The 23,142-nt window shown below is 69.3% G+C and carries 19 protein-coding genes; 8 read left to right on the forward strand and 11 right to left on the reverse strand.

The features are described from left to right. Positions 1 to 7: 7 nt before the first annotated feature. The 7 genes from AB0I53_RS19060 to mftA are packed head-to-tail and all read right to left on the reverse strand — an operon-like array spanning position 8 to position 7,814. Entirely contained in the window at positions 8 to 1,321 is a 1,314-nt protein-coding gene (locus tag AB0I53_RS19060; protein WP_358604222.1) for an FAD-dependent oxidoreductase, read from the reverse strand. After that, entirely contained in the window at positions 1,311 to 2,264 is a 954-nt protein-coding gene (locus AB0I53_RS19065) for a mycofactocin-associated electron transfer flavoprotein alpha subunit (protein WP_358604225.1), read from the reverse strand. The genes AB0I53_RS19060 and AB0I53_RS19065 overlap by 11 nt, the downstream gene beginning before the upstream one ends. Further along, positions 2,261 to 4,225, reverse strand: coding sequence for a mycofactocin system FadH/OYE family oxidoreductase 2 (locus tag AB0I53_RS19070; RefSeq protein WP_358604228.1), 1,965 nt, complete (start codon positions 4,223 to 4,225; stop codon positions 2,261 to 2,263). The genes AB0I53_RS19065 and AB0I53_RS19070 overlap by 4 nt, the downstream gene beginning before the upstream one ends. Further along, positions 4,222 to 6,186 (reverse strand): mycofactocin system FadH/OYE family oxidoreductase 1, encoded by a 1,965-nt coding sequence (locus AB0I53_RS19075; protein WP_358604231.1) that lies wholly within the window; start codon positions 6,184 to 6,186, stop codon positions 4,222 to 4,224. Before AB0I53_RS19075 ends, AB0I53_RS19070 begins: the two co-directional genes overlap by 4 nt. Further along, positions 6,183 to 7,376 carry a mycofactocin radical SAM maturase gene (gene mftC / locus AB0I53_RS19080; RefSeq protein WP_358604234.1) on the reverse strand — a complete coding sequence of 398 codons (1,194 nt, stop codon included), beginning with the start codon at positions 7,374 to 7,376 and terminating at the stop codon, positions 6,183 to 6,185. The genes AB0I53_RS19075 and mftC overlap by 4 nt, the downstream gene beginning before the upstream one ends. Before the next feature lie 14 nt (positions 7,377 to 7,390). After that, positions 7,391 to 7,681, reverse strand: a complete 291-nt coding sequence (gene mftB, locus AB0I53_RS19085) for a mycofactocin biosynthesis chaperone MftB (RefSeq protein ID WP_358391699.1) — start codon at positions 7,679 to 7,681, stop codon at positions 7,391 to 7,393. 25 nt (positions 7,682 to 7,706) lie between these two features. Beyond that, positions 7,707 to 7,814: a mycofactocin precursor MftA gene (gene mftA / locus AB0I53_RS19090; RefSeq protein ID WP_093278581.1), complete on the reverse strand. Its 108-nt coding sequence runs from the start codon at positions 7,812 to 7,814 to the stop codon at positions 7,707 to 7,709. A gap of 547 nt (positions 7,815 to 8,361) precedes the next feature. On the opposite strand from mftA, the gene mdo reads away from it, so the two are divergent. The 5 genes from mdo to mftM all read left to right on the forward strand — a co-directional run bounded on the left by mdo (position 8,362) and on the right by mftM (position 15,026). Beyond that, a complete protein-coding gene (mdo, locus tag AB0I53_RS19095; protein WP_132493451.1) occupies positions 8,362 to 9,654 on the forward strand; it encodes an NDMA-dependent methanol dehydrogenase in 1,293 nt (430 codons plus the stop codon). Positions 9,655 to 9,707: 53 nt separating this feature from the next. Beyond that, positions 9,708 to 10,871, forward strand: a complete 1,164-nt coding sequence (locus AB0I53_RS19100) for a MoxR family ATPase (RefSeq protein ID WP_358604238.1) — start codon at positions 9,708 to 9,710, stop codon at positions 10,869 to 10,871. 209 nt (positions 10,872 to 11,080) lie between these two features. After that, a complete protein-coding gene (locus AB0I53_RS19105) occupies positions 11,081 to 12,475 on the forward strand; it encodes a diguanylate cyclase (protein ID WP_358604241.1) in 1,395 nt (464 codons plus the stop codon). 125 nt (positions 12,476 to 12,600) lie between these two features. Then, positions 12,601 to 14,115 (forward strand): VWA domain-containing protein, encoded by a 1,515-nt coding sequence (locus AB0I53_RS19110; RefSeq protein ID WP_358604244.1) that lies wholly within the window; start codon positions 12,601 to 12,603, stop codon positions 14,113 to 14,115. Then, on the forward strand, positions 14,112 to 15,026 hold the full coding sequence (gene mftM, locus AB0I53_RS19115; protein WP_358604247.1) for a mycofactocin oligosaccharide methyltransferase MftM: 915 nt from the start codon (positions 14,112 to 14,114) through the stop codon (positions 15,024 to 15,026). Before AB0I53_RS19110 ends, mftM begins: the two co-directional genes overlap by 4 nt. Before the next feature lie 95 nt (positions 15,027 to 15,121). Here mftM and AB0I53_RS19120 read toward each other — a convergent pair whose 3' ends face one another. The 4 genes from AB0I53_RS19120 to AB0I53_RS19135 all read right to left on the reverse strand — a co-directional run bounded on the left by AB0I53_RS19120 (position 15,122) and on the right by AB0I53_RS19135 (position 20,077). After that, positions 15,122 to 15,805: a response regulator transcription factor gene (locus AB0I53_RS19120; RefSeq protein WP_358604249.1), complete on the reverse strand. Its 684-nt coding sequence runs from the start codon at positions 15,803 to 15,805 to the stop codon at positions 15,122 to 15,124. Next, positions 15,798 to 17,180 (reverse strand): histidine kinase, encoded by a 1,383-nt coding sequence (locus AB0I53_RS19125; protein ID WP_358604252.1) that lies wholly within the window; start codon positions 17,178 to 17,180, stop codon positions 15,798 to 15,800. The genes AB0I53_RS19120 and AB0I53_RS19125 overlap by 8 nt, the downstream gene beginning before the upstream one ends. Beyond that, entirely contained in the window at positions 17,177 to 18,403 is a 1,227-nt protein-coding gene (locus tag AB0I53_RS19130) for an iron-containing alcohol dehydrogenase (protein ID WP_358604255.1), read from the reverse strand. The genes AB0I53_RS19125 and AB0I53_RS19130 overlap by 4 nt, the downstream gene beginning before the upstream one ends. 195 nt (positions 18,404 to 18,598) lie before the next feature. Continuing rightward, the gene (locus AB0I53_RS19135; RefSeq protein ID WP_358604258.1) at positions 18,599 to 20,077 is read right to left on the reverse strand and encodes a GAF domain-containing protein; all 1,479 of its coding nucleotides are present in this window, start codon (positions 20,075 to 20,077) and stop codon (positions 18,599 to 18,601) included. A gap of 221 nt (positions 20,078 to 20,298) precedes the next feature. Here AB0I53_RS19135 and adh point away from each other — a divergent pair, with 221 nt between their 5' ends. The 3 genes from adh to AB0I53_RS19150 are packed head-to-tail and all read left to right on the forward strand — an operon-like array spanning position 20,299 to position 22,881. Next, entirely contained in the window at positions 20,299 to 21,822 is a 1,524-nt protein-coding gene (gene adh / locus AB0I53_RS19140; RefSeq protein WP_358604260.1) for an aldehyde dehydrogenase, read from the forward strand. Next, entirely contained in the window at positions 21,822 to 22,196 is a 375-nt protein-coding gene (locus tag AB0I53_RS19145; RefSeq protein WP_358604263.1) for a DUF779 domain-containing protein, read from the forward strand. Before adh ends, AB0I53_RS19145 begins: the two co-directional genes overlap by 1 nt. Beyond that, positions 22,186 to 22,881: an adenylate kinase gene (locus tag AB0I53_RS19150; RefSeq protein WP_358604265.1), complete on the forward strand. Its 696-nt coding sequence runs from the start codon at positions 22,186 to 22,188 to the stop codon at positions 22,879 to 22,881. The genes AB0I53_RS19145 and AB0I53_RS19150 overlap by 11 nt, the downstream gene beginning before the upstream one ends. Positions 22,882 to 23,142: the final 261 nt, after the last annotated feature.

Consider the following 23,142-nt stretch of genomic DNA (forward strand, 5'->3'; position numbering starts at 1 on the left):
ACTCCCTTCATCGAAAGGCCCGCATACCCGCCAGCGCGTCGCGGGCGAGGTCGGTGAGCTTGATCCCCCGTCGCCGCGCGGTCCTGCGCAGCAATGCACCCAGCCGGGGCTTCGGTACCGGGTTGTCCACTGTGAACAGATGTTGCAGGAAATCGCAGACCAAGCCCGGATATTCGTGCTGAACACGTGGCGAGAGCACGAACCCCGGCGCCCGCCGGAGGCGCCGGTGGTCGGCCAGGACGAAGGTGTCGGCCAACCGCTGGCGGTACTGCGCCAGCCCCGCCGCCGTCACGTCCCCTCGATCGAGCGCACGTGCGGCCGTTCGACCGGCGACCAGGCCGGAGCCGATCGCGAAGTTGACGCCCTCCAGCCAGATGCCCGCCGCCAGGCACATCCCGGCCGCGTCCCCGGCGAGCAGCAGCCCGTCGGTGGCCAGCCTGGGCATGTGGTCGTAGCCACCTTCGGGGATCAGGTGCGCGGAGTACTCCTTCAGCTCACTGCCCCGCAGCATCGGCGCTATCGATGGGTGCGCTTTGAGCTCGGCGAGCAGTTCCTCAGGCCTGCGGCCGGACCTAGCCAGGTCGGACAGCGCAAGCACGAGCCCGATGCTGACGGTTTCCTTGTTGGTGTAGAGGAAACCGCCGCCAGCGATCGGGCCGGTGCAGCCGACCATCTCGATGTCCAGTCCGTCATCCGGGCCAAGGCCGAACCGGTCTTCGAGGACGCCGCGCGGCAGCGCGAGGGTCTCCTTCACACCGAGCGTGTGGTGCTCGGCGTCGGCCGCCGGCAGCAGGCCGGCGCTCTTGGCCAGGAACGAGTTCACGCCATCGCAGGCGATCACCACCGGCGCACGCAGATCACCGTCGGGCCGGTCGGTGCGGACACCGACGATCCGCCCGGTGTCGTCGCAGAGCAGTTCGGTCGCCACCGTGGAGGTGATCAGCTCGGCGCCCGCCCCCACCGCCTTGCCCGCGAGCCAGGAATCGAAGTCCGCGCGGTAGGTGGTCATGCCGTTGTGCGGCGGCCCGCTCCAGTCCTGGCTGCGGAAGTCCACCGATATCGACTGCGTCGGGGTGAGCATCATCGTGCTGCGGCGGGTGATCCACCGCTGCACCGGCACCTCGCTCCACCACTGCTCGGCGACCTCGTCGAGGATGCGGCCGTAGACCACACCGCCGTAGACGTTCTTCGATCCGGGGAACGGACCGCGTTCCAGCAGCGCAACCCGGCGACCCGCGCGGGCCAGTTCCAGCGCCGCGGCGGAGCCAGCCGGTCCCGCACCCACCACCACCGCGTCGAACTGCGTCTCGTCAACCGGCACGGTGCCTCCCTCCCGCGAACGACTGCTCCGCCACCCCGAGCCTGCGGGCCAGTTCCCGCAGCACCTCGGGCGCGTCGGCGACGATGCCCAGATCGGCCATGGCGGTCATCGGGCACGACGGATCGGTGTTGATGCTCACGACGCAGTCGGGGTCGCCGAGCCCGCCGGTGTGCTGCGTGGCCCCGGAAATTCCGAACGCGACGTAGAGCCGCGGGTCGACGACGACCCCGGTGGTGCCGATCTGGCGGGAGTAGTCCAGCCAGCCCGCGTCGGTGACGACCCTGGTCGCCCCGACCGAGGCGCCCAGAGCTCGGGCCACCTCGCCCAGCAGCCGCATCGCCTCGGTGCCGGACTCCCCCGATGGCACCAATCCCGCACCTCCGGCGAAGATCCGCGGCGCCTCGCCGAGATCCATCGTGGACGGATCGGGCGGGAGAGTTTCGACCAGCCGCGCGTCGTGCCGGACCCGTTCCGGCACGACACGCGGCTCGATGCGCGGACGCTGCCGTCGCGCTTCGGCGCTCCGCGCATTCGGCGCGAGCGTGACGACCACGGGCCGGTCCACCGCGACGCGCAATGCGACGCGATCGTCCAAGCGCGCCAGTTCCACCTCGTCGTCGCCGCATCGGGTCGCCCAAGCCAGCAGCGGCCGGTCCAGCTCCACCGCCAGCCGCGGCGCAAGGTCGCGGCCGTCAGGTGATGCCGGCAGCACCACGATCCGGTGGTCGTCCAGCTCCGGCGCGATGCTCGCGGCGAGGCCGCCCATCTCGGCCGGGCTGCTCTCGGCGATCACGACGCGGTCCGCGCTGAGCCCTTCGGCGGCTGCGCGTGCGCCGCTGCCGACCACCAGGGCCGTACCTCCGGCTTCTGCAGCTGCTTCGTCTGCCCCGAGCGGCAGCGTGCCGTCGCGCACGACGATCGCGGCGATCTTGTGCTGGCTCACAACGCCACCCCCACTCGATGGCCCTCCACCACGGCGGCGTGCGCTCGGCGGGGGGCGATGCAGTCGCCGACGCGGTGCACGTCGAACGGGCTGCCGCGGAGTTCGTGCCACAGCTGGTCGTTCGGCGCCTGATGCGTCGCGCAGACGACCCAGTCGCACCGGCGCTCGCGCATCTGGCCGGTCGGGTGGTGCAGCAGTTGCAGGACTACTCCCCCGTCGTCCTGCCGACCGCAGCCCATCACCACCAGGTCGGTGGACTGGGCGATCCCATGCCTGTGGGCGCGGACGTTGAACGACTCCATGTCAAGGGTGATGCCCAGGTCTTGCCCGACGACCATGCCCGCGGTGACCAGCTCGACCGCACAGCCGCGCTCGGCCAGCAGCTCCGCGGTGGAGGTCGACTGGTGGAAGCCGAGGTCGTCGACGACGACCACGTCGCCATCGGGTTCGGCCCGTCCTTCCAGCACGTCGCGGACGTCCACCACCCGTTCGCAACCACCAGCCCAGTGCGGAGCCTGCGGACGGGCACCGGTGGCCAGCACGACCACGTCGGGGCTCTCAGCCCGGATCAGCGTCGCGTCGGCGCGCACCCCGGTGCGGATCTCGACCCCGTGCCGCTCGCACTCGGCAGCGAGGTTCCGCACCACATCGAGGAATTCCGCCCGGCTCGGCACGCTCGCCGCGACCGATACCTGACCTCCGGTGCGCGGTTGTTCCTCCAGCACCGTGACCCGGTGTCCGCGCCGCGCGGCGACGGCCGCGGCCTGCAGGCCGCCGGGACCGCCGCCGACCACCAGCACCCGTCTGCCGCGGACGGCCGGAGTCGGCAACGCGGTCGATTCCTTGCCAGCACGGGGGTTCTCGATGCAGCCGAGCCACCGGTTCAAGCCCATCCGGCCCACGCATTCCTGGTTGCACGACAGGCAGGTGCGGATGTCGGTGGCCGCTCCGGCCCGCGCCTTGGCCGCGAAGTCGGGGTCAGCGATCTGCCCGCGCACCACGCCGACGAGGTCGCAGTGACCTTCCTCCAGCGCCCGCTCGGCCTGCTGCGGGTCCTTGAACCGCCCGACGCCCACCACCGGCAGGTTCACCCTGCGGCGCAGCGCGTTCGGGATGAACAGCGCGTATCCCGGCGGGACGTGCATCGATGCCTCGATCATGTACAGCGTCGAGGTGGCGACGCCGATCGAGGTGTTGATGTAGTCGACCTTCCCGGTCGCCTCGACTGCGGCGGCGATCTCCACCGCTTCGTCGATGGTCGTGCCGCCCTCGATCAGCTCGTCCCCGCAGATGCGCACCCCCAGCGCCCGGTCGGGGCCGATCGACTCGCGTACCGCGTGGATGATCTCGCGCAGCAGCCTCATTCGGTTGGGCAGGCTGCCGCCGTAGGCGTCGGTGCGCTTGTTCGTCGCCGGGGACAGGAATCCGCGCACGATCGACGAGTGCGAGCACTGGAGCTCGACGCCGTCGAAGCCGCCTTCGGCGCAGTGCGCGGCGACCGTGCCGTACCCGGCGACGACCTCGTTGATCTCGTGCTGCTCCAGCGCCTTGGGCACCTCTCGGAACATCGGGTCGGGTACCGTCGACGGCGCCCACACCGGCAGGCGTGAGTACATCGACGAGGCTTGACCGCCGTTGTGGTTGATTTGCGCGAAGATCGGCGTCCCGTGCGCGTGCACGGCCTCGGTGATGCGTCGGTAGCCTGGGATGACCGACCGGTGGAAACCGTGGATGAGCTTCTCGTACGGCCAGTCCGTCGGGTGGGTCGAATGCTCCTCGGTGATCACCAGCCCGGCGCCGCCCGCCGCCCGCGCCGCGTAGTAGGCAGCGTGCTGCTCGGTCGGATGCCCATCTTCGGCGTAGTTGGTCAGGTGCGCTGAGAACACGATGCGGTTGCGCGCGACCACAGGACCGATCCGCAGCGGCGAGAACAGATAGCGGTAGCGTCCTTGACCACTCATGGGCCGCTCCTCGCGGGCGCCGGCGGTCCGGCTTCGGTGGTGACGGGCATGCTGCCGACGCGCACGGCTGTCCGACGGCCTTCCAGCACCGCTTCGAGGACAGTGCGCGGCGCAACGCAGTCGCCGGCCCGGGGCGTGCCCTGCCGGTACAGCGACTCCTCCGGCAATCGGTGTCCACAATGGATCAGCACGGCGCACTCGACGGTGCGTCGCTCGGCGGTCCAGCAGTCCTCCAGCACGGCGTGACCATCGCCGACCTCCCGCAGCAGGCTGCGCAGTTCCCGGTGGACGCCGACGCGCTGGAGACGCGCGTTCGCGTCGGCCAGGTCCCCGGTGATCGCCAGCTTCGTGCCCGCAACCTGGTCCTGGGTGACCAGGGAGGTCGTCCGGCCGCGTTCGGCGAGCAGCTCGGCCAGCCCCACCCCTACCGCGTCGCCGATCGGGTCCAAGACCAGCACGGGTCCGGTCGGGAGGTCGTCGATGCGGAGCAGCGCATCGGCTGCGTCGAGCACGGTGGTGCCCGGCCGGATGTCGTAGTTCCTCGGCCCTGGCACCGATCCGGTCGTCAGCACCACCTCGATGCCCGCTGCCTGCGCACTCCAGAGGTGCGCCTGGTCCACGTCAACGCCAAGGCGGACCGCGATGCCGAGCCGGTCGAGTTCCCCTTCCCACCACCGGATCGCGTCGGTGAACCGGTGCCTGCCGGGAAGCATCGCCGCCAGCCTTGCGGCGCCGCCCAGGCGCTGCTGGCGCTCGGCCAACTCCACGGCGTGGCCGCGCTCGGCCAGAATCCGCGCCGCCTCCATCCCAGCGGGCCCACCGCCGACGACGAGCACGCGCTTGGGCGCCGGATCGGTGCCCGGCGGCGGGAAGTCGACGGGTTCGTGCCCGCTCCCCGGTTCGACTACCGAGGAGATCACCGGATTCCGGTTGTCCCGCACCATGCACGCCTGGTTGCACAGCACGCACGGGCGCACCCGCTCGGGCACCCCCGCACGAACCTTGCGCACCAGATCGGGATCGGCGATCTGCGCGCGCGTCATCTCGACCAGGTCGGCCACACCGTCGTCGAGGGCCCGCTGGGCGCGATCCGGATCCACAATGGAGCCTTGCAGCACCGTTGGCGTGCCGTGCGGCCGGACTTGGCGGCAGAGTTCGACGTTGAACCCCGGTTCGGTGTGCCCGTCGGGCCGGGTCGCCGACGCCGAGAACACAGATCCGCGCACCACGACGAGGTAGTCCACCAGCGGCGCCAACCGCGTCGCCTGCTCGGCGGCGGTCTCGGGTGTCACCCCCGCCCAGGGTGCCAGCTCGTCGCAGCTCAACCGGAGACCGAGCAGCGCGTCGCCGATCCGTTCCCGAACGGCGCGCAGCACCTCTTCGGTCAGCAGCAGCCCGTCCTCGCCGTAGCGATCGGTCCGGTGGTTGGTCAGGCCCGAGTGGAACTGCCGCAGCAGCGAATGCTGCCCGGCGTTGACCTCCACCCCGTCCAGGCCGCTGCGCACCCCGAGCGCCGCGGCATCGCCGAAACCGGCCACGAGGGCTTCGATCTCGCGCTCTTCAACCTCCATCGGCATCTCACGGCTGGCCGGATCGGGGAACCGGGAAGGGGCCCACAGCGGCGCCTGGGAGAACGCCGACGACCCCTGTAGACCCGCGTGCCCGAGCCCGGCGAGGACCAGCGAGCCGTGCGGGTGGCAGGATTGCGCCACCCGCGCCCACCCCTCGGCGCACTCGGCGGCCAGCGGCGCGCGCTCGTAGGGCCAATCGGACGGGTGCACGCTGGCGATCTCGGTGACGATCACACCCGCGCCGCCGCGCGCACGCCGCTCGTAGTAAGCCGCGTGCCGGTCCGAGATCGCCCGCTTGCGACCGAGGTTGGTCTCGTGCGGCCCGAACAGGACCCGGCTCGGTGCCCGATGGCGGCCCAGTTCGACGGGCGTGACCAGCGACCGGCTCATGTCAACCCCGCAAGTGGGCTCGTATCGCAGGCACGGTCGGGTCGGCGGGCCGACGGCAGCCCGAGCATGACCTGCTGCTGGCGCGCGCTGGGCCGGGAGTGGTCCTGCGCCGGTCGCGGCGAGGCGCCCGGCTCGACCGCCGCCAGCGCGGCCTCGCCGTGCCCCTTGACGCACTCCGGATCCGGGCCGTCCAGCGGCAACCCGGTGAAGAACTTCGCCGCCATGCACCCGCCCTGGCAGGCGTCGTACGCGGCACATGACGTGCACGCGCCGCCCGTTTGCGGCCGGCGCAAATCCTGGAACAACGCGGAATCGCGCCACACCGCGCCGAACCCGGCCTCGCGGATGTTGCCGGCGCGGAAAGCGTCGTGGATGGCGAACGGGCAGGCGTAGACGTCACCGACCGGGTCGATCAGGCAGACCACCCGGCCCGCTCCGCACAGGTTCAGACCCGGCAGGGGATCCGAACCCAGCGCGTTGAGGTGGAAGAACGAGTCCCCGGTCAGCACCCGCTCGCCGTGGTCGAGCAGCCACCGGTAGATCTGCGTCTGCTGCTCGGCGGTCGGGTGCAGTTCGTCCCACACGTCGGCCCCGCGCCCGGACGGCCGCAGCCTGGTGATCCGCAGCTGCGCGTCGAAGAAGTCGGCGATCCGCTCGAACTCGTCGAGCTGGTCGACGTTCTGCCGCGTCATCACCACGGAGATCTTGAAGCCGCGCATTCCGGCTGCGGCGAGGTTCTGCATCGCCCGCATCGCGGTGTCGTAGGACCCCGGCCCGCGCACCGCGTCGTTGACCTCGGCGGTGGCGCCGTCCAGCGAGATCTGCACGTCGACGTAGTCGGTCGCGGCGAGCTGCCTCGCGCGCTCGGGGGTGATCCGGAAACCGTTGGTGGAGAACTTGATCCCGACGTGGTGGGCAACGGCGTAGTCGACCAGTTCCCAGAAGTCCGGGCGCACGGTCGGTTCGCCGCCGCCGACGTTGACGTAGAAGACCTGCATCCGCTCCAGCTCGTCGATGACGCGCTTGATCTCGTCGGTGCTCAGCTCGTCGGGGTCGCGGCGCCCCGATGACGACAAGCAGTGCGCGCAGGACAGGTTGCAGGCGTAGGTCCACTCCCAGGTCAGGCAGATCGGCGAGTCGAGTCCGTGTTTGAACTGTTCGACCAGTGGTGGGACTGCGGCAGTGGGCATGGGCAACTCCCGGGTCAGGCGCGGACGATCATGTCCGCGCGGGCCAGCGACGCGAGCGCGCTGAGGTATCCGCGCTCCTCGTGCCGGGCGACGCCGTGGGCGGACAGTGCCGCCCGCGCGGACCGGTGCTTGTGCAGGCCTTGGACCACGGTCACCAGCAGCGGCGTCTTGAGGAACGACAACCGGCGGTTGCCGAAGTGGTAGGCCAGCGCACCGAAGGGCTCCGGGCGTAGCGCCACGTTCGGGCTCAGCGCGTAGGGGCCATCCGGTTCGAAGGCGGGGTGGTCCCGCGCCTCCGGGGGCAGTGATCGGCCCCCGGAGACGCGGCGCTCAGTAGACACCGCACATCCCGTCGATCGACACCTCTTCGACGAGGAGTTCCTCGACCTCATCGGAGTCGAGGTCGTGCTCGGGCAGCTCGGCGGTCTGGTCGGACATGGCGACTTCCCCTCTCTGCCAGGCGGTCTCGCCGTGGTCGAACCGAAGCTAGCCCCCGGTTCCCAGCGGGTTCGCCGTGCTGACGGTCCTTCCCGACCCGTCCGGTCGGACAGGTGCGGACTGGACTCCGGGACGGTGGTGCCGTGCTCGGTGCACCAGGCGGGCGCCGGGCGGAGAGAGAGAAGCTGGCGGAGCCTCGGCGGCCCGGGTACACCAGATTGGCTGGACCACCCGGAAACGCGGCGCTAACGGCCAGCGGGCGTCGTGCGGGATGTGAGGACTTCACCGAGCAATGCGACGCGGTGGTAGCACCGGCGATCCGACGGAGGTGGTACGCGCGGCCACCGACTTCGTCGAACGCCTGTCCTGACCCGCACCTGTCCGATCGGACAGGTGCCGCACTGCTTGGACGGCCGGTCTTGGGTGTCCACATCGGGGGTTTGCAGTCCTACGTCTACCCGCCGGCCGGCGCGACGACCTAGCGTCCCCACCAATCCGCGCCGTGACCCACGTCACGAGCGGAAGTCAGCTGGAGAGGAGACGCCGCATGAAGGTCGAGGAGCTGCTCAAGCCGTTCCCGCTCAAGGAGTTCCACCCGTTCCCGCGGGCCCTGATGGGTCCCGGGGCGCACGAGATGATCGGCCCGGAGGCGATCAAGCTCGGCTTCACCAAGCCGCTGGTGATGACCTCCGGCCTGCGCGGCACCGACATCGTGCACAACATCGTCGAGTCGCTGAAGTACCACGGCTTGGAGCCGGTGCTCTACGACCAGGTCGAGTCCAACCCCAAGGATTACAACGTCATGGACTCGGTGACGCTGTACCAGGAGAACCGCTGCGACAGCTTCATCTCCATCGGCGGCGGTTCCTCGCACGACGCCTGCAAGGGAGCCCGGGTGTCAGTGGCCCACGACGGCCGCAACGTCAACGACTTCGAGGGCTTCAACAAGTCGGAGAACCCGAACAACCCGCCGCACATCGCGGTGTCCACGACCGCGGGCACCGGCTCGGAAACGTCCTGGGCCTACGTCATCACCGACACCACCACCGACCCGGAGAACCCGCACAAGTACGTTGCCTTCGACGACGCCTCGGTCACAAGCCTCGCCATCGACGATCCAGTGCTGTACTACGACTGCCCCGTCGACTACACGGCGCAGTGCGGTTTCGACGTCCTCGCGCACGCCTCGGAGCCCTACGTCTCGCGGCTGAACTTCCAGCCATCGCTGGGCAACGCGCTGCACGCGATCAAGCTCACCGCGCAGCACCTGCGCGAGGCGACGTGGAACGGCCAGGACCTGGCCGGGCGCGAGGGCATGATGTACGCGCAGTACATCGCCGCGCAGGCGTTCAACTCCGGTGGTCTCGGGATCATCCACTCGATCTCGCACGCCGTGAGCGCGTTCTACGACACCCACCACGGGCTCAACAACGCGATCGCGCTGCCGCGCGTGTGGGCCTTCAACATGCCGGTCGCCTACAAACGCTTCGCCGACATCGCCAGGGCCATGGGCATCGACACCCATGGGATGACCGATGTGCAGGCCGCGGACGCGGCGCTGGCTGCGGCGATCCGGCTGCTGCGCGACGTCGGCATCGCGGAGCGCTTCGTCGACGTCAAGAAGGACACCTACTCCAAGAACCGGCTCGGCGAGGGGCCGACGAAGTACTACGAGCGACGCAAGGAGATCAAGGGCGACGCCGAAGACGTCGACGCCATCACCCGGCACGTGCTCGGTGACGCCTGCACTCCGGGCAACGCCAAGGAATGCACGTTCGACACGGTCCGCCCGGTCGTCGAGCACTGCATGACCGGCGACCTGGACGACCTGCTCAGCTGACCCGGCGTGGGGTGGCGGGCGGGCCCGCCGCCCCACCCAGAATCGGAGGAACCGTGCACGCCACCACCGAAGCCCCGTTCGAGTCGGTGCAGGAGGTCCTGGACCGGTTCGCCGAGGGCGGCTACCTCGCTGACCAGCGCCTGGCGACCACCGTTTTCCTCAGCACCCGGCTGGAGAAACCACTGCTGCTCGAAGGACCCGCCGGCGTCGGCAAGACCGAACTGGCCAAGGCGCTGGCAACCGCGACCGGCAGGCGGCTGCTCCGGCTCCAGTGCTACGAGGGGCAGGACGAGACCAAGGCCCTCTACGAATGGGACTACGGAAAGCAGCTGCTCTACACCCAGATGCTGCGGGAAAAGATCGGTGAGCTCGTCGCCGAGGCTCCCGACCTGCACACCGCGGTCGACGCGATCGGCGACCAGGACAGCGCCTTCTTCTCCGAGCGGTTCCTGGCCAGCCGGCCGCTGCTGGACGCGGTGCGCGGCGAGCAGCCCGCCGTGCTGCTCATCGACGAGGTCGACCGGGCCGACGAGGCGCTCGAAGCCGTTCTGCTGGAATGCCTCGGCGAGTACCAGGTCTCGGTTCCCGAGATCGGCACCTACCGCGCCGCGACGCCCCCGTACGTCGTGCTGACGTCCAACAACACCCGCGATCTGTCGGCGGCACTCAAACGCAGGTGCCTGCACCTTTTCCTGTACTACCCGGACGTCCAGCGGGAGCTGGAGATCATCCGCTCCAAGAACACCGGGCTGCCCGACGCCCTGGCCGCCCAACTCGCCGAGATCGTGCGCGACATCCGCGGACTGCCTCTGCGGAAGGCCCCGAGCATCTCGGAGACGATCGACTGGGCGCGCACGCTGGCCGTGCTCGGCGTCGACGAACTGGGGCCAGCCCTGCTGGCGGACACGGCGAACGTCGTCCTCAAGTACGAACGGGATCTCGACCGCGCGCGGGAACTGATTCCCCAGCTGCGGGACCCCAATCGCGATGTGCCCGAGCACCTGCACGGTCATGGCCACGGGCACGGGCACGGGCATGGGCATGGGCACGGGCACGACGGCGCGGAGGTGGACCAGTACGACGAAGGCAAGCGGGTCCGGGCCGCCATGGACCAGCCGGGCAGGCACGACGACGGCTACTACGGCGCGAGGACCAGCGGCCCGTTGCAGCGCTCCGGTGCGAACCGTTCGTCCGACGCGCGCAAGCTTCCCTTCTGAGCAGCCTATGGGGCGAAGTCAAGTGGCGGTGTTTCCGGTTTTGGGTGTGCGGCAGCGTCCCCGCGTTGGTAATCGAGATTCCGGAGAGAAGCCTTCGAGTTGTTACGAGAAACCCGTAATCGAGGAGGAAGTGGTGCGGTATTCCTGGGACAACACTGTGAATTCTCCGACCTCGTCATACGCCTCATATCCCGACGTAGTTTCCGACCATGCATTCGCCACGTGAGTTCGACTATCACGTCAGGCTTGCCGGAGACTTGATGAATTTTGCGCTTGAACAGCGCCGCTGGGATGACACCGCGCAGGCTCAATGCGCAGCGCACGGCCCCACCTTGCCCGATTCACCGGCAGCCCGCGCAGGCCCACCTGTTCCGACGACGCCGGACAGGGCGGGAGGTGTGGAGTGGCATGCGGTTTTCGATCAGGCGCCCGTGCCCACCGCGGTGCTGGATGTGCAGGGCCGCCCCCAGTACGTCAACCCGGCGCTCTGCAATCTACTGGGCCACGAAGCCGCAGACCTACTGCAGCCGCGCCCGCACGACACCTTGTGTCCAGGCCACGCGGTCCTGCAGAACGCCGTTGTCGGGGACACCCTCGCGCGCGGACACGCTGTGGCGGAAACGTGGTACCACAAGCCCGACGGCCAGACGATCTGGGTGCGGCTCTCAGGTTCGGTCATCAACGATACCGTCAGCCGCCCGTGCTCCATCCTGTTGCAGGCAGAGGACGTCACCACCCGCCGTAGCTGCGAAACCCTGTGGGACCAGTGCTTCGCCACGGCGCCGATCGGGATGGCCCTGCTGGACCTGCAGGGCTATTGGACATCGGTGAACGACACATTATGCGACCTGCTGGGTTACCGTCGCGATGAAATTCTCGCAATGCACTTTTCCGACCTGACCTACCCTGGCGATGAAGAGCAGGGCGACACCGCCCTCGCCGATCTGCGTGCGGGCCGCACAAAGACCGTCAGCACGGAAAAACGCTACCGGCACAAGGACGGACACCCAATCACGGTATTGATCCGATCCAGCGTCGTCACCGGCCCGGACGGCCGGCCGTCCTTCCCCGTCAGCCACTACGAGGCGATCGGCAACGGACGCATGACCGATGCCCACCTCGCCCACCTCGCATTGCACGACCCGCTGACCGGACTGGCCAACCGCGCGTTACTCGCCGACCGCCTACACCACCACCTCGCCGCACTAGCCGGTAGCAGCGGCGTTCTGGCCGTACTCGTCGCCGACCTCGACCAGCTCAAACAAGTCAACGACCGCTACGGCCACCTCGCCGGCGACCATCTCCTGACCGCAGCCGCCCACCAACTGCTGGCCGGCGTGGACCCCAGTGCCACGGTGGCACGACTCGGCGGCGACGAGTTCGTCGTCGCCAGCCTCGTCGACGACATCCCCACAGCCGAAACGCTACGGGACCGCATCTCAGAACTCCTCAACACCAAGACCACCGCAGCCGGACACCAGGTCAACCTGAAGGCCAGCGTCGGGATCGCCGTGACCCAAGACCCCACCACTGAACCAAAAGAACTCCTGCACCTAGCTGATCAAGACATGTACGCCCGCAAAAAGAACCCCCGAAACGCATAACACACGACTTCACCACTTGATGACTGCCCGGCGCTCTCGCCCCTACCGGGGCTCCGCGATCAACGCAAAGATCCGACGAGCCGACATCGAGATCAACGTTACTTGACGAGGCACAAGGGGACGGTATGGAAACGAGCTTGCACCGCTTCGTCCGCCTGCTGCGCCTGCACGGGGTGCGGGTGTCAGGCGCTGAGGCGACCGACGCCATGCGGTGCGCGTCGCAGCCCGGCGTGCTGTCGTCCAGGTCCGTGCTGCGCGACGCGCTGCGGATAGCGCTGATCAAGGACCGCCGGGACGACGAGGTGTTCGACGCCGTCTTCGACGCCTTCTTCCACCTGCGGCCGGTGGTCGGGGCCACCGACGGCGACGGGCCTGACCACACTCACGACGACCTGTCCGACACCGGTGAACTCGAACGCTTCACCGCCTCTGAGGAGCCCTCCAGCACACCACAACAGGGCCACAGCCATGACGCCCCGAAGGACCTGCGGGACTTCTTCGACCCGGAGGACCTGGCCCAGCAGTACAACCTGCACCAAGAGGCCAACAAGATCGACCTCGCGTCGATCACCGACGAGATAGTCCTCTCCCGTGACCAGTCCTCGCCGGGGCGCGGCGACAGCGCCGGGGTGCAGCTGGAGACCGCCCGGCTGCACAACGCGGGCACACCCGGGCAGCTGTCGCAGCAGACCGGGCACCGGGTCGACACCGATCTGACCATCGCCGAGGAACGGCTCCTGCTGGACTGGCTGGCGGATGCCGACTCCGACCTACAACTGCCGCGCAAGCCGCTGTCCGGGGTGCTCGAGGACCTGCCCGCGCTCCTGAAGGAACACCTGCGCAAGCTCACCGAGCTGGAACATCGGTCGGTCGAGTCGGTCTCGCCCGCAGGCGTCACCGACCGGATCGACGAGCGGGAGCGCCAGGAGCTGGAGGACTCGCTGCGCAGGCTGGCCCGGAGTCTGCGTGGGGCGCGCACCAGCAAGCAGGTAACCAGCCCGCACGGCAGGGTCCACTCCGGACGGACGATGCGCCGGAACATGCGCTACGACGCAGTTCCGTTCCGGCCGGTCACCACCAAGCGCGCCGAGGACAAGCCGCGACTGGTGGTGCTGGCCGACGTGTCGCTGTCGGTGCGCAGCACCGCTCGCTTCACGCTGCATCTCGTGCACGGCCTCCAATCGCTGTTCAGCCGGGTGCGCACGTTCGCCTTCGTCGCAGACATAGTCGAGATCACCGACCTGTTCGAGCAACATCCGCTGGAGAAGGCGCTCGGGCTGGTCTTCGACGGGCTGCCGGCGGGCGGGGTCCTCGACGTCGACGCCAACTCCGACTACGGCGGCGCGCTGCGGGAGTTCCTCGACGAGCACGGCTCATCCCTGACCCGGCGGACGACCTTGCTGGTGCTCGGCGACGGCCGGGGCAACGGCAACGATCCGGACGTGGCGGCCTTCGCGGAGATGGCGCGGCGGGTGCGTGAAACCATTTGGCTCACACCGGAACCCCGCTACTCGTGGGGTCTGGGCCGGTGCGATCTACTGCGCTACGCCGAGCACTGCGACCGCGTCGAAGTAGTGCGCGATCTGGCCGGCCTGGCCCGCACATCGGATGCGCTGTCCTCGGAGGCGGTGGGGCGATGAGTGACGCGGGGCAGTTCTCCGGCAGCGCCACGATCGATCCGCTGGCCCGCAGCAGTCCCGGCTGCTACCGCGACGAGGCGGTGGTCGTGGTGCACGAGCGGCACGACCCGCCGCCGGACCGGATCCCGATCACCCGCACCCGGCACTTCGGCCTGCACCGCGACGGCCACCGGGTGCTGGTCAGCCACCGCCTCGAACCGCACGAGCTGGACAACGACGTGGCGGGCAAGCTGGCCGACGAGCTGTTCGCGCCGGGCTGGCTGACCGGGGCGGAGGTCTTCGAACGGGTCTTCACCGGCATCGTCAGATCCACTGTGGATGATTCGGTCGACGCCTGGTCCACCTTCTACCGCAACACCCTCGCCCGGATCCGGCTCCCCAGGGAAGCCGGCGGCGCGCCGCACTCATCGATCTCGGCGATGGTGCCGGTCTACTCGCGGGTGCTGGAGCTGGTACCGCCGGGCCGGGTCCTCGACGTGGGCTCCTGCTTCGGATTCCTGGCCCTGCTGCTAGCCGAGCGTCCCGGCACCGCGGTCGTCGCCTCCGACATCGCCAACGGCACCGTCACGTTGCTGCGCACCATCGCCCGCGAGCTGGGCCTATCGCTGGGCGCGCTGGTTTGCGACGGCGCACGGGTGCCGCTGCCGGACCAGGCCGTCGACACGGTGACGGTCATCCACCTGCTGGAGCACCTCGATCCCGAGCACGGCGAGGCCGTCCTCGCCGAGGCGATCCGGTTGGCGCGGCGACGGGTCGTCGTCGCGGTCCCGTTCGAAGCCGAACCAACGGCCGCCTACGGGCACCTGCGCACCTTCGACACCGCCGAGCTGCACCGGCTGGGGACCGGCACCGGACTGCCCTACGAGGTCGACGAGCACCACGGCGGCTGGCTCGTCATCGACTCCGCCTAATGGACGTGTCGGTCCTTGAGCACTGTTGGGAAGGGCCGTTGCTGGTGATCGTGGCACACATCGTGATCGACACGGCAGCAGGTCAAGATCCACACTCAGATGAGCCCGCGCTTGCTTGCTTCGTAGACGGCTTCCGCGCGGGTGGAGACATCGAGCTTGCGCATGATGTTGCGCACGTGGAACTTCACCGTCGTCTCGGAGATGTAGAGCTGGCCGCCGACGTGCCGGTTGCTCGACCCGGTGGCCAGCAGCCGGAGCACACCCAGCTCTCGTTCGGTCAGTTCCGGTGCGGTGGAGCGGTTGTTCATCGAGTGCACCATCGCCGCGGCCGAGCGCGAGTCGAACGCGCTCTCCTTGCGGGCCACCGCGCGGATCGCCCGGACCAGCTCGGTGGTGTCGACGTCCTTGACCACGTAACCACGGGCACCGCGGTGCACGGCGTCGACGACGAGCTTCTCGTCCAGGAACGTCGTCAGCACCAGGACCCCGAGACCCTCGTGCTCCCCGGTCAACCGCTCGCACAGGGCCAGGCCCTCAGAGTCCTCACCCGAGGACAGCTTGAGGTCCAACAGCACCACTGCGGGCCGCGTCCGGCCGACCACCGCGACCGCCTCCGCCGCGGTGGAGGCCTCCCCGACCACTTCGAGGTCCTGTTCCCGTTCGAGCAGCGACCGCAGCCCCTGCCGGACGATGGAGTGGTCGTCGACGATCACGATCCGCACCGGACCCGGCGGTGCGCTCACCGCGCCCCCGGCCGCCCACCTGGCCTCCTCAGACATCGGTGTCCCCTTCCGCCACCGGCATCGGCACTTCCAGCCTGATGAGCACCCCGCCCATCTTCGCCCTGCCGATGTTGAGCTCACCGCCGAGTTCTTCGGCTCGTGCGGCCATGTTCGCCAGCCCCCGGTGGTACCCGTTCAGGTCATTGGTGCGCGCCGCCCGCAGCATTCGCCGCAGCTGCGCAGGATCCCCGGTGCCGTCGTCGGCGATCGCCAGCACGACGCGGTCTGTCTCGTACTTCAGGTGCACCGACGCGCGGTCCGCGCCCGAGTGGGTCGCGGTGTTGAACAGGGCCTCGCCGGTCAGCCGCAGCAGCGAGTGCTCGGCCTCGCCGGGCAGCGGCACCGGCTTGCCCTCGATCCGGACCGCAACGTCGACGGAGGTCGGCAGATGCACGTTGGACAGCCGTTCCAGCAGCACCGGCAGCGAGCCGGGGCCCTCGTCGGCGCCTCGGTGCAGCGCGTAGATCGCCGACCGCAGCTGGGAGACCGCCTGCCGGGTCAGGTCCTTGGCCGCCATGAGCCGCTCGGCGACCTGCCGCGCGTCGGCGCCCATCGCCGCCAGCTCCGACCGGCACACCTCCACGGTCATGCCGGCGCTGAGCACGGCCTGGGTCACGCTGTCGTGCAGCTCCCGCGCTATGCGGTGCCGTTCCTCGTCGATGACCTGGCGCTGCATCGCCTCGGTCAGCCGGCGCTGGACCTCCTGCAGTTCGGCGTTGCGCTCGACGAGGTCCTTGGCCTGCCGGGAAGCTTCCTCGTTCAACTGCTCGGCGCGCCCCTTCAACTGGGCCGCGGTGTGGAACAGGTAAGAGTTGTACAGCGCCACCGCGGCCTGATTGGCCAGCACCCGCAGGACCGCGAGGTCGGTCCCGGTGACTTCCACTCCCGCACCGGGCCGACCCACGACGCCGCCGACCGGCTCCTCGTCGAGCAACATCGGCGCGCGCACCCAGCCCGGCCCGGCCTCGCCCGGTTCGAGCTCCCACGGGCGCTTGCGGATCACTTCGAGCTGCTCGCGGACCTCGGCGGGCAGATCGTGCTCCTGGTCGATCAGCTCGCCGTCCCGGGCGAACAGGAAACCCGGACGTATCCCCCGCAACGCTCCGTCGGCGACGGCCAGCAGCACCCACTCGGCTTGCAAGTGCTCAACGGCGGCCACGACGACCGCCTCCACCAGCGCCCTCGGCCCCTCCGCCGAGCGCACCACGGCGCGGGAGATCTCGTCGAGCGCCTGCACGGCCACGGCCAGCCGCTCGTTCGAGCGCCGGTACTCGGGGTAGAACGACCGCTTGCTCGATCGCACCCCGGTGAGCTCACCGAGCGTCGTCTCCCCCGCGCGGACGCGGCCACCACCGGACACCTTCGACCTCACATGGCCTTTCGGAACAACGACTCGATCTCCTCCTGGGTGACCTGGCGGGGGTTGGTCGCCAGGCACGCGTCCTTCATCGTCGTCCTGGCCAGGTGCGCGACGTTGTGCTCGCCGACCCCGAGGCAGGACAAACCGCGCGGAACGCCCACGGAGTCAGCCAGCTCGCGGACCCGATCGGCCAGCACCTCGGCGACCTCGGCCGCGGGTACGCGCTCGGTGTCGATGCCCGCAGCGGCGGCCAGCGGCACGTAGCGAGTCGGGCTCTGTTCCGCGTTGAACCGGATCACGTGCGGCAGCAGGACCCCGTTGATCACGCCGTGCGGCGCGTCGAGCAGCCCGCCGACCTGGTGGCTCATGGCGTGGGTGGCGCCGAGGATCGCGTTGGTGAACGCCATCCCCGCCGCCAACGACCCCTGCGCCATCGCGTTGCGCGGCTCCTGGGCGGCCGGATCCAGCAGGGTCCGCAGCAGGTTCCTGGTCACCAGGTGCACGGCGTGCAGCGAATGCTGATCGGTCAGCACGTTGTGCGCGAGCGAGACGTAGGACTCCATGGCGTGGGTGAGCGCGTCGAGACCGGTCGCCGCGTTCAGCCAGTCCGGCATGGTCGTCAGCAGCCGAGGATCGATGATCGAGATTTCGGGGACCAGCGTCCTGCTGATGATGGTCACCTTCGTCGCGTGGGTGGTGTCGGTGACCACGCAGAACTGGGACACATCCGCCCCGGTTCCCGAGGTCGACGGCACCATGACCAGCGGTGGGATGGGGTTCACGACCCGGTCGACGCCCTCGTAGTTCAGGATGTGCCCACCGTTGGCGGACACGATCGCCACGCCCTTGGCCGCGTCGATGCACGAGCCGCCGCCGACGGCGATGATCACGTCCGCGCCGGCCTGAGCATATTCGCAGTAGGCCGCCTGCACCTCGTGGTCCTTCGGGTTCGGCGTCAGCTCGTGCCAGACGACCGGTTCCAGACCCACCTCGCGCAGGTGCACCACTGCCTCGCGCACCCATCCCGCCTCCACGATGCCGGGATCGGTGACCAGGAAGGGACGGCGCGCGCCGAGCCGTCGAGCCGAGTGGCCCAGCTCGGCCAGCGAATCGGGGCCGAACACGATTTCCGGCGCGTGGAACTTCGCCAGGGCCGGACGCTGCTCGCCGACATCGTCGCGGCTGGGTTGGCGCGGCACGCCAACATGTTCGAACGCGATTTCCAGCTCGGGCATTCTCGTGGCCCTCCCGACTCACCGATGAGCCTCGCCCGCGAACGAGTCCGGCCGGTGCGCGGCCCGCGGCGAGACCGGCTGCAAGCAGACCAGCAGCATTACTGTGGGGTAAACCACAGGTGAACCTACAGCCGGGGACTGTACCTCGGAACTGCCCGGATGAGCACCCCCGACCTGTCCGATCGGACAGGTGCGCTACACGGTTTCTTCGAGTAGGAGGCGCAGCCGGGCTTCGAGCACGTTGCGCTGCGGAGCGTCCGGCGCCATCAGATCCCGTGCGCTTTCCAGCACCTCCAGATCGTCGCGGCCCGTATCGGTGTTGGCGAAGCGCCAGAGCAGTTCAGGGTCTCCGCTGCCCAGCACCCAGCCGCGCAGCGCCGCCACGAGCTCGTCACGCTCGGCCCGGATCGCGACGGACTCCGAGCGCGGCAGCAGCAGTCCGGCTCTATCCACGGCGGCGCCGGCGTCGCCATGGCGCAGCGTCTCGCGGAGGGCGTGCAGATCGCTGTCCACATCCGCCGCGATGCGGTACGGCCTGGTCTTCACCACGTGCTGCCCCAGGGCGTTGCGGATGCGGTGGATCTCCACCCGGACCGTGGTGGGGTTGCCCTGCTCCCCGTGCAGCAGCAGTGCGAGCCGCTCCGCAGTCAGCCCGCCGGGGTTCATCGCCAGCAGCGCGAGGATTTCGGCGTGCCGCAGGCTCAGATCGTGCCGGACACCGTCCACTGTGGCCGCTGGAACCTCGTCGCCGAGCAGTTTCAAGGACAACTGCGGCCGGCGACGAGACCGGGGCTGCCCGACGCGCAGCAGGTAGCCGCCGTCGAGCGGTTCGACCTCGGCGTCCTCACCGTCGTCCAACCGGACCGTTCCGCTGTCGTCGAGGCCGACCCGCTGCCCCGGCACGAACCGCGCCGAGGGTGTGCTCGCGACGATCCGTCCACTGGGGCTCAGCAGTGCCGCATCCCGACCGGACTCGGTGAGGTGGTGGGCGTTGCGCTCCCGGAGCAGGTCGTCGGAGGCGGCCAGGCGCCAGCGGAGCTCACCTTCGACCAGCCGCGCACCGGCCACCACGAGCGCGAGCAGCGCCGGGTGCATCGTGTGCAGCGGACCGCTGACGTCGACCGCGCCGAGCAGCGCACCCGTATCCGGATCGCGGACCGGACAGGCGGCGCAGGTCCACGAGTGGTAGGTCCGCACGAGGTGCTCGGCGGAGTGGATCTGCACGGGAGCTCCGGTGGCGAGCGTGGTGCCCATCGCGTTGGTGCCGATCGCGCTCTCGGCCCACCGGGTGCCTTCGGCGAGCTGGACCCGGTCGGCGTCCCGGCAGACCTGGGGATGTCCTTGCCGCCAGAGGATGTTGCCGTCGGCATCGGTGATGATCATGACGTGGCTGGTGCCGTCGGCCGCATCGAGCAGCGTCTGACGCAGCATCGGCACCCAGCGCGCCAGCGGGTGCGCCTGGCGAACGTCGTCGAGCCTGCCGGAGTCGAACGCCAGCGGTGGTTGCCTGAGATCGGGATCGATCCGGGCCGCCAGCGAACGCCTCCAGGACTCGAAGATGACCGGTCGCGGCTCGTGCGAGAGCCGGTCACCGGCCAGGACGGCAGCGTGCACCCGCTCGAGCAGTCGGGCCCGCTCGAGCGGATCAACCGAGGTGTCGTAGCTGGTGTCCATTCGCCTGCGCAGAAGTGTCGAGAACGCGGAACATCCGGTCGCGGAAAGATTCATAGTGCGGGGTGACACAGGTTACGGGCAAGTGCGCCCGCGATACCGGTTCGCCCCGTTGCAACGTCGCTGCAACGTTGCGACTCCTAGCTTCTCGCCACACCAGAGGCATGAGTGGCCCAGGTCACGACGGCCCGCGGAGGGCCGTACCAGCACACGAGAGGCGAACGATGGTTCTGTATGCAGCTCCGGGCACGGCGGGTTCGGCGGTCGAGTTCCGCTCGCGCTACGACCACTTCATCGGCGGCGAGTACGTGGCCCCGGCCGGTGGGGGTTACTTCGAGAACCCCACGCCGGTGACGGGCCAGGTGTTCACCGAGATCGCCCGCGGCACGGCCGACGACGTGGAACGCGCGCTCGACGCCGCCGAGGGCGCCGCGCCCGCGTGGGGCCGCACGTCGGTGGCGGAGCGGTCGGGGATCCTGCTCAAGATCGCCGACCGCATGGAGGCCAACCTGGAGAAGCTCGCGGTCGCCGAGAGCTGGGACAACGGCAAGCCGGTCCGCGAGACGCTGGCGGCCGACATCCCGCTGGCGATCGACCACTTCCGCTACTTCGCGGGGGCGCTGCGGGGCCAGGAGGGCGGGATCTCACAGATCGACGACGACACCGTGGCCTACCACTTCCACGAGCCGCTGGGCGTCGTCGCCCAGATCATCCCGTGGAACTTCCCGCTGCTGATGGCGACCTGGAAGCTGGCGCCGGCGCTGGCGGCGGGCAACGCCGTGGTGCTCAAGCCCGCCGAGCAGACACCGGCATCGATCCACGTGCTGGTCGACCTCATCGCCGACCTGCTGCCCGCGGGAGTGCTCAACGTGGTCAACGGCTTCGGCGTGGAGGCGGGCAAGCCGCTGGCCTCCAGCTCGCGGGTGCGCAAGGTCGCCTTCACCGGCGAGACGACCACCGGCCGACTCATCCTGCAGTACGCCAGCCAGAACATCATCCCGGTGACCGTCGAGCTCGGCGGGAAGAGCCCGAACATCTTCTTCGACGACGTCGCGGCGGCCAACGATTCCTTCTACGACAAGGCGTTGGAAGGGTTCGCGCTGTTCGCCCTCAATCAGGGCGAGGTGTGCACGTGCCCGTCGCGGGTGCTGATCCAGTCCGGCATCTACGACGGATTCCTGACCGACGCGGTGGAACGCACGAAGCAGATCAAGCAGGGCAACCCGCTGGACACCGACACCCAGATCGGCGCCCAGGCCAGCAACGACCAGCTGGAGAAGATCCTGTCCTACATCGACATCGGCAAGCAGGAAGGCGCGGAGGTCCTCACCGGCGGTCACCGGGTCGAGCTCGAAGGCGACCTGGCCGGCGGCTACTACGTGGCGCCGACGGTGTTCGAGGGCCACAACAAGCAGCGGATCTTCCAGGAGGAGATCTTCGGCCCCGTCGTCTCCGTCACCAGCTTCGACGACTACGACGACGCCATGAAGATCGCCAACGACACCCTCTACGGCCTCGGCGCCGGGGTGTGGTCCCGCGACGGCAACACCGCCTACCGCGCCGGCCGCGACATCCAGGCCGGCCGGGTGTGGGTGAACAACTACCACGCCTACCCCGCCCACGCCGCGTTCGGCGGTTACAAGCAGTCCGGCATCGGGCGCGAAACCCACAAGATGATGCTGGACCACTACCAGCAGACCAAGAACATGCTGGTCAGCTACTCCAACAACGCGCTGGGCTTCTTCTGATGACCAGCGACCGAGTCGCGGTGACCCCTGAGGCGGCGGAGCAGATCCGCCGCCTCAGGGCGCAGCACGGGCCGGTGATGTTCCACCAGTCCGGCGGATGCTGCGACGGCAGCGCCCCCATGTGCTACCCGGCGGGCGAATTCGCAACCAGCGACGCCGACGTGCACCTCGGCGATCTCACCGTGGACGGCCAAGCCGTCCCGGTGTGGATGTCCAGACCGCAGTTCGAGTACTGGAAGCACACCCACCTCACCATCGACCTCGTGCCCGGACGGGGCAGCGGCTTCTCCCTCGAAGCACCCGACGGCGTCCGCTTCCTCACCCGATCCCGACTGCTCACCGAAGAGGAATGGAAACGACTGGATGCGAGCTGAACACGAGCCGAGCCGCGTTGTGCTTGTCGGCCCGCCGGGCGCCGGCAAGGGAACGCAGGCAGAAGCGATTTCGGCCCGCCTGGGTGTTCCACACATCTCCACCGGGGACATCTTCCGGCGCAACATCGGCGAGGGCACGGATCTCGGACTGCGGGCGAAGTCCTACATGGACAGCGGTGCCCTGGTTCCGAACGAGCTGACCAACGAAATGGTGCGTAGACGTCTCGGTGAGGACGACGCCGATGGCTTCCTGCTCGACGGGTTCCCCCGGAACCGGGAGCAGGCCGAGTTCCTCGACGACACGTTGCGAAGCTCCGGACGCACTGTTGACGTAGTGCTGGAGCTGCAAGTGCCTGCGGAGGAAATCGTTCGTCGCCTCAATGGCAGACGCGTTTGCGGCACGTGTGGGCGAAGCTGGCACGTGGAGTTCAACGCCACGAGGGCGGAGGGCATCTGCAACGCCTGCGCCGGGCCGCTGCACCGGCGCGACGACGACCGCGAGGACGCGATCCGGCGCCGTCTGCAGCTCTACGAGCAGCAGACCGCACCGATGCTCGCGAACTACCAGGAGAAAGACAGGCTGGTGCGGGTCGACGCGTCCGGTCCGGTCGACGCTGTCGGCGAGCGGGTGGCCGTCGCGCTCGGCGCCCGATCGAACAACGGCGCAACGTCGCAGCAACGTTGACCGCCGTAGGTTCATCCGAACCGGTTGACGGATCCGGGAAAGCCACACTGAAAAAGCGATCACGCCGTCACACGATCGCGTCGAGAGGTCGGAAGTGGGCAAGCACTCACAGAGCACTTTGGACAATCTGCTCACCGAAGAACGGGTCCATGCTCCGTCCCAGGAGTTCGCGGCGCAGGCCAACGCCACGTCGGCGCTGTACGAGCAGGCCTCGGCTGATCGGGAGGCGTTCTGGGCGAAGCAAGCCGAGCGGCTGGCCTG

Origin of the sequence: Saccharopolyspora sp. NPDC050389, assembly GCF_040655595.1 — a bacterium.
In the GTDB taxonomy this organism is placed as follows: domain Bacteria; phylum Actinomycetota; class Actinomycetes; order Mycobacteriales; family Pseudonocardiaceae; genus Saccharopolyspora.

What these genes read in the sequence shown, in the direction of transcription:
- AB0I53_RS19070 (WP_358604228.1), bottom strand. Translation starts at nt 4,225, where the DNA reads ATGAGTGGTCAAGGACGCTACCGCTATCTGTTCTCGCCGCTGCGGATC.
- AB0I53_RS19075 (WP_358604231.1), bottom strand. Translation starts at nt 6,186, where the DNA reads ATGAGCCGGTCGCTGGTCACGCCCGTCGAACTGGGCCGCCATCGGGCA.
- mftC (WP_358604234.1), bottom strand. Translation starts at nt 7,376, where the DNA reads ATGCCCACTGCCGCAGTCCCACCACTGGTCGAACAGTTCAAACACGGA.
- mftA (WP_093278581.1), bottom strand. Translation starts at nt 7,814, where the DNA reads ATGTCCGACCAGACCGCCGAGCTGCCCGAGCACGACCTCGACTCCGAT.
- mdo (WP_132493451.1), top strand. Translation starts at nt 8,362, where the DNA reads ATGAAGGTCGAGGAGCTGCTCAAGCCGTTCCCGCTCAAGGAGTTCCAC.
- AB0I53_RS19105 (WP_358604241.1), top strand. Translation starts at nt 11,081, where the DNA reads ATGCATTCGCCACGTGAGTTCGACTATCACGTCAGGCTTGCCGGAGAC.
- AB0I53_RS19110 (WP_358604244.1), top strand. Translation starts at nt 12,601, where the DNA reads ATGGAAACGAGCTTGCACCGCTTCGTCCGCCTGCTGCGCCTGCACGGG.
- mftM (WP_358604247.1), top strand. Translation starts at nt 14,112, where the DNA reads ATGAGTGACGCGGGGCAGTTCTCCGGCAGCGCCACGATCGATCCGCTG.
- AB0I53_RS19120 (WP_358604249.1), bottom strand. Translation starts at nt 15,805, where the DNA reads ATGTCTGAGGAGGCCAGGTGGGCGGCCGGGGGCGCGGTGAGCGCACCG.
- AB0I53_RS19130 (WP_358604255.1), bottom strand. Translation starts at nt 18,403, where the DNA reads ATGCCCGAGCTGGAAATCGCGTTCGAACATGTTGGCGTGCCGCGCCAA.
- AB0I53_RS19135 (WP_358604258.1), bottom strand. Translation starts at nt 20,077, where the DNA reads ATGGACACCAGCTACGACACCTCGGTTGATCCGCTCGAGCGGGCCCGA.
- adh (WP_358604260.1), top strand. Translation starts at nt 20,299, where the DNA reads ATGGTTCTGTATGCAGCTCCGGGCACGGCGGGTTCGGCGGTCGAGTTC.
- AB0I53_RS19145 (WP_358604263.1), top strand. Translation starts at nt 21,822, where the DNA reads ATGACCAGCGACCGAGTCGCGGTGACCCCTGAGGCGGCGGAGCAGATC.
- AB0I53_RS19150 (WP_358604265.1), top strand. Translation starts at nt 22,186, where the DNA reads ATGCGAGCTGAACACGAGCCGAGCCGCGTTGTGCTTGTCGGCCCGCCG.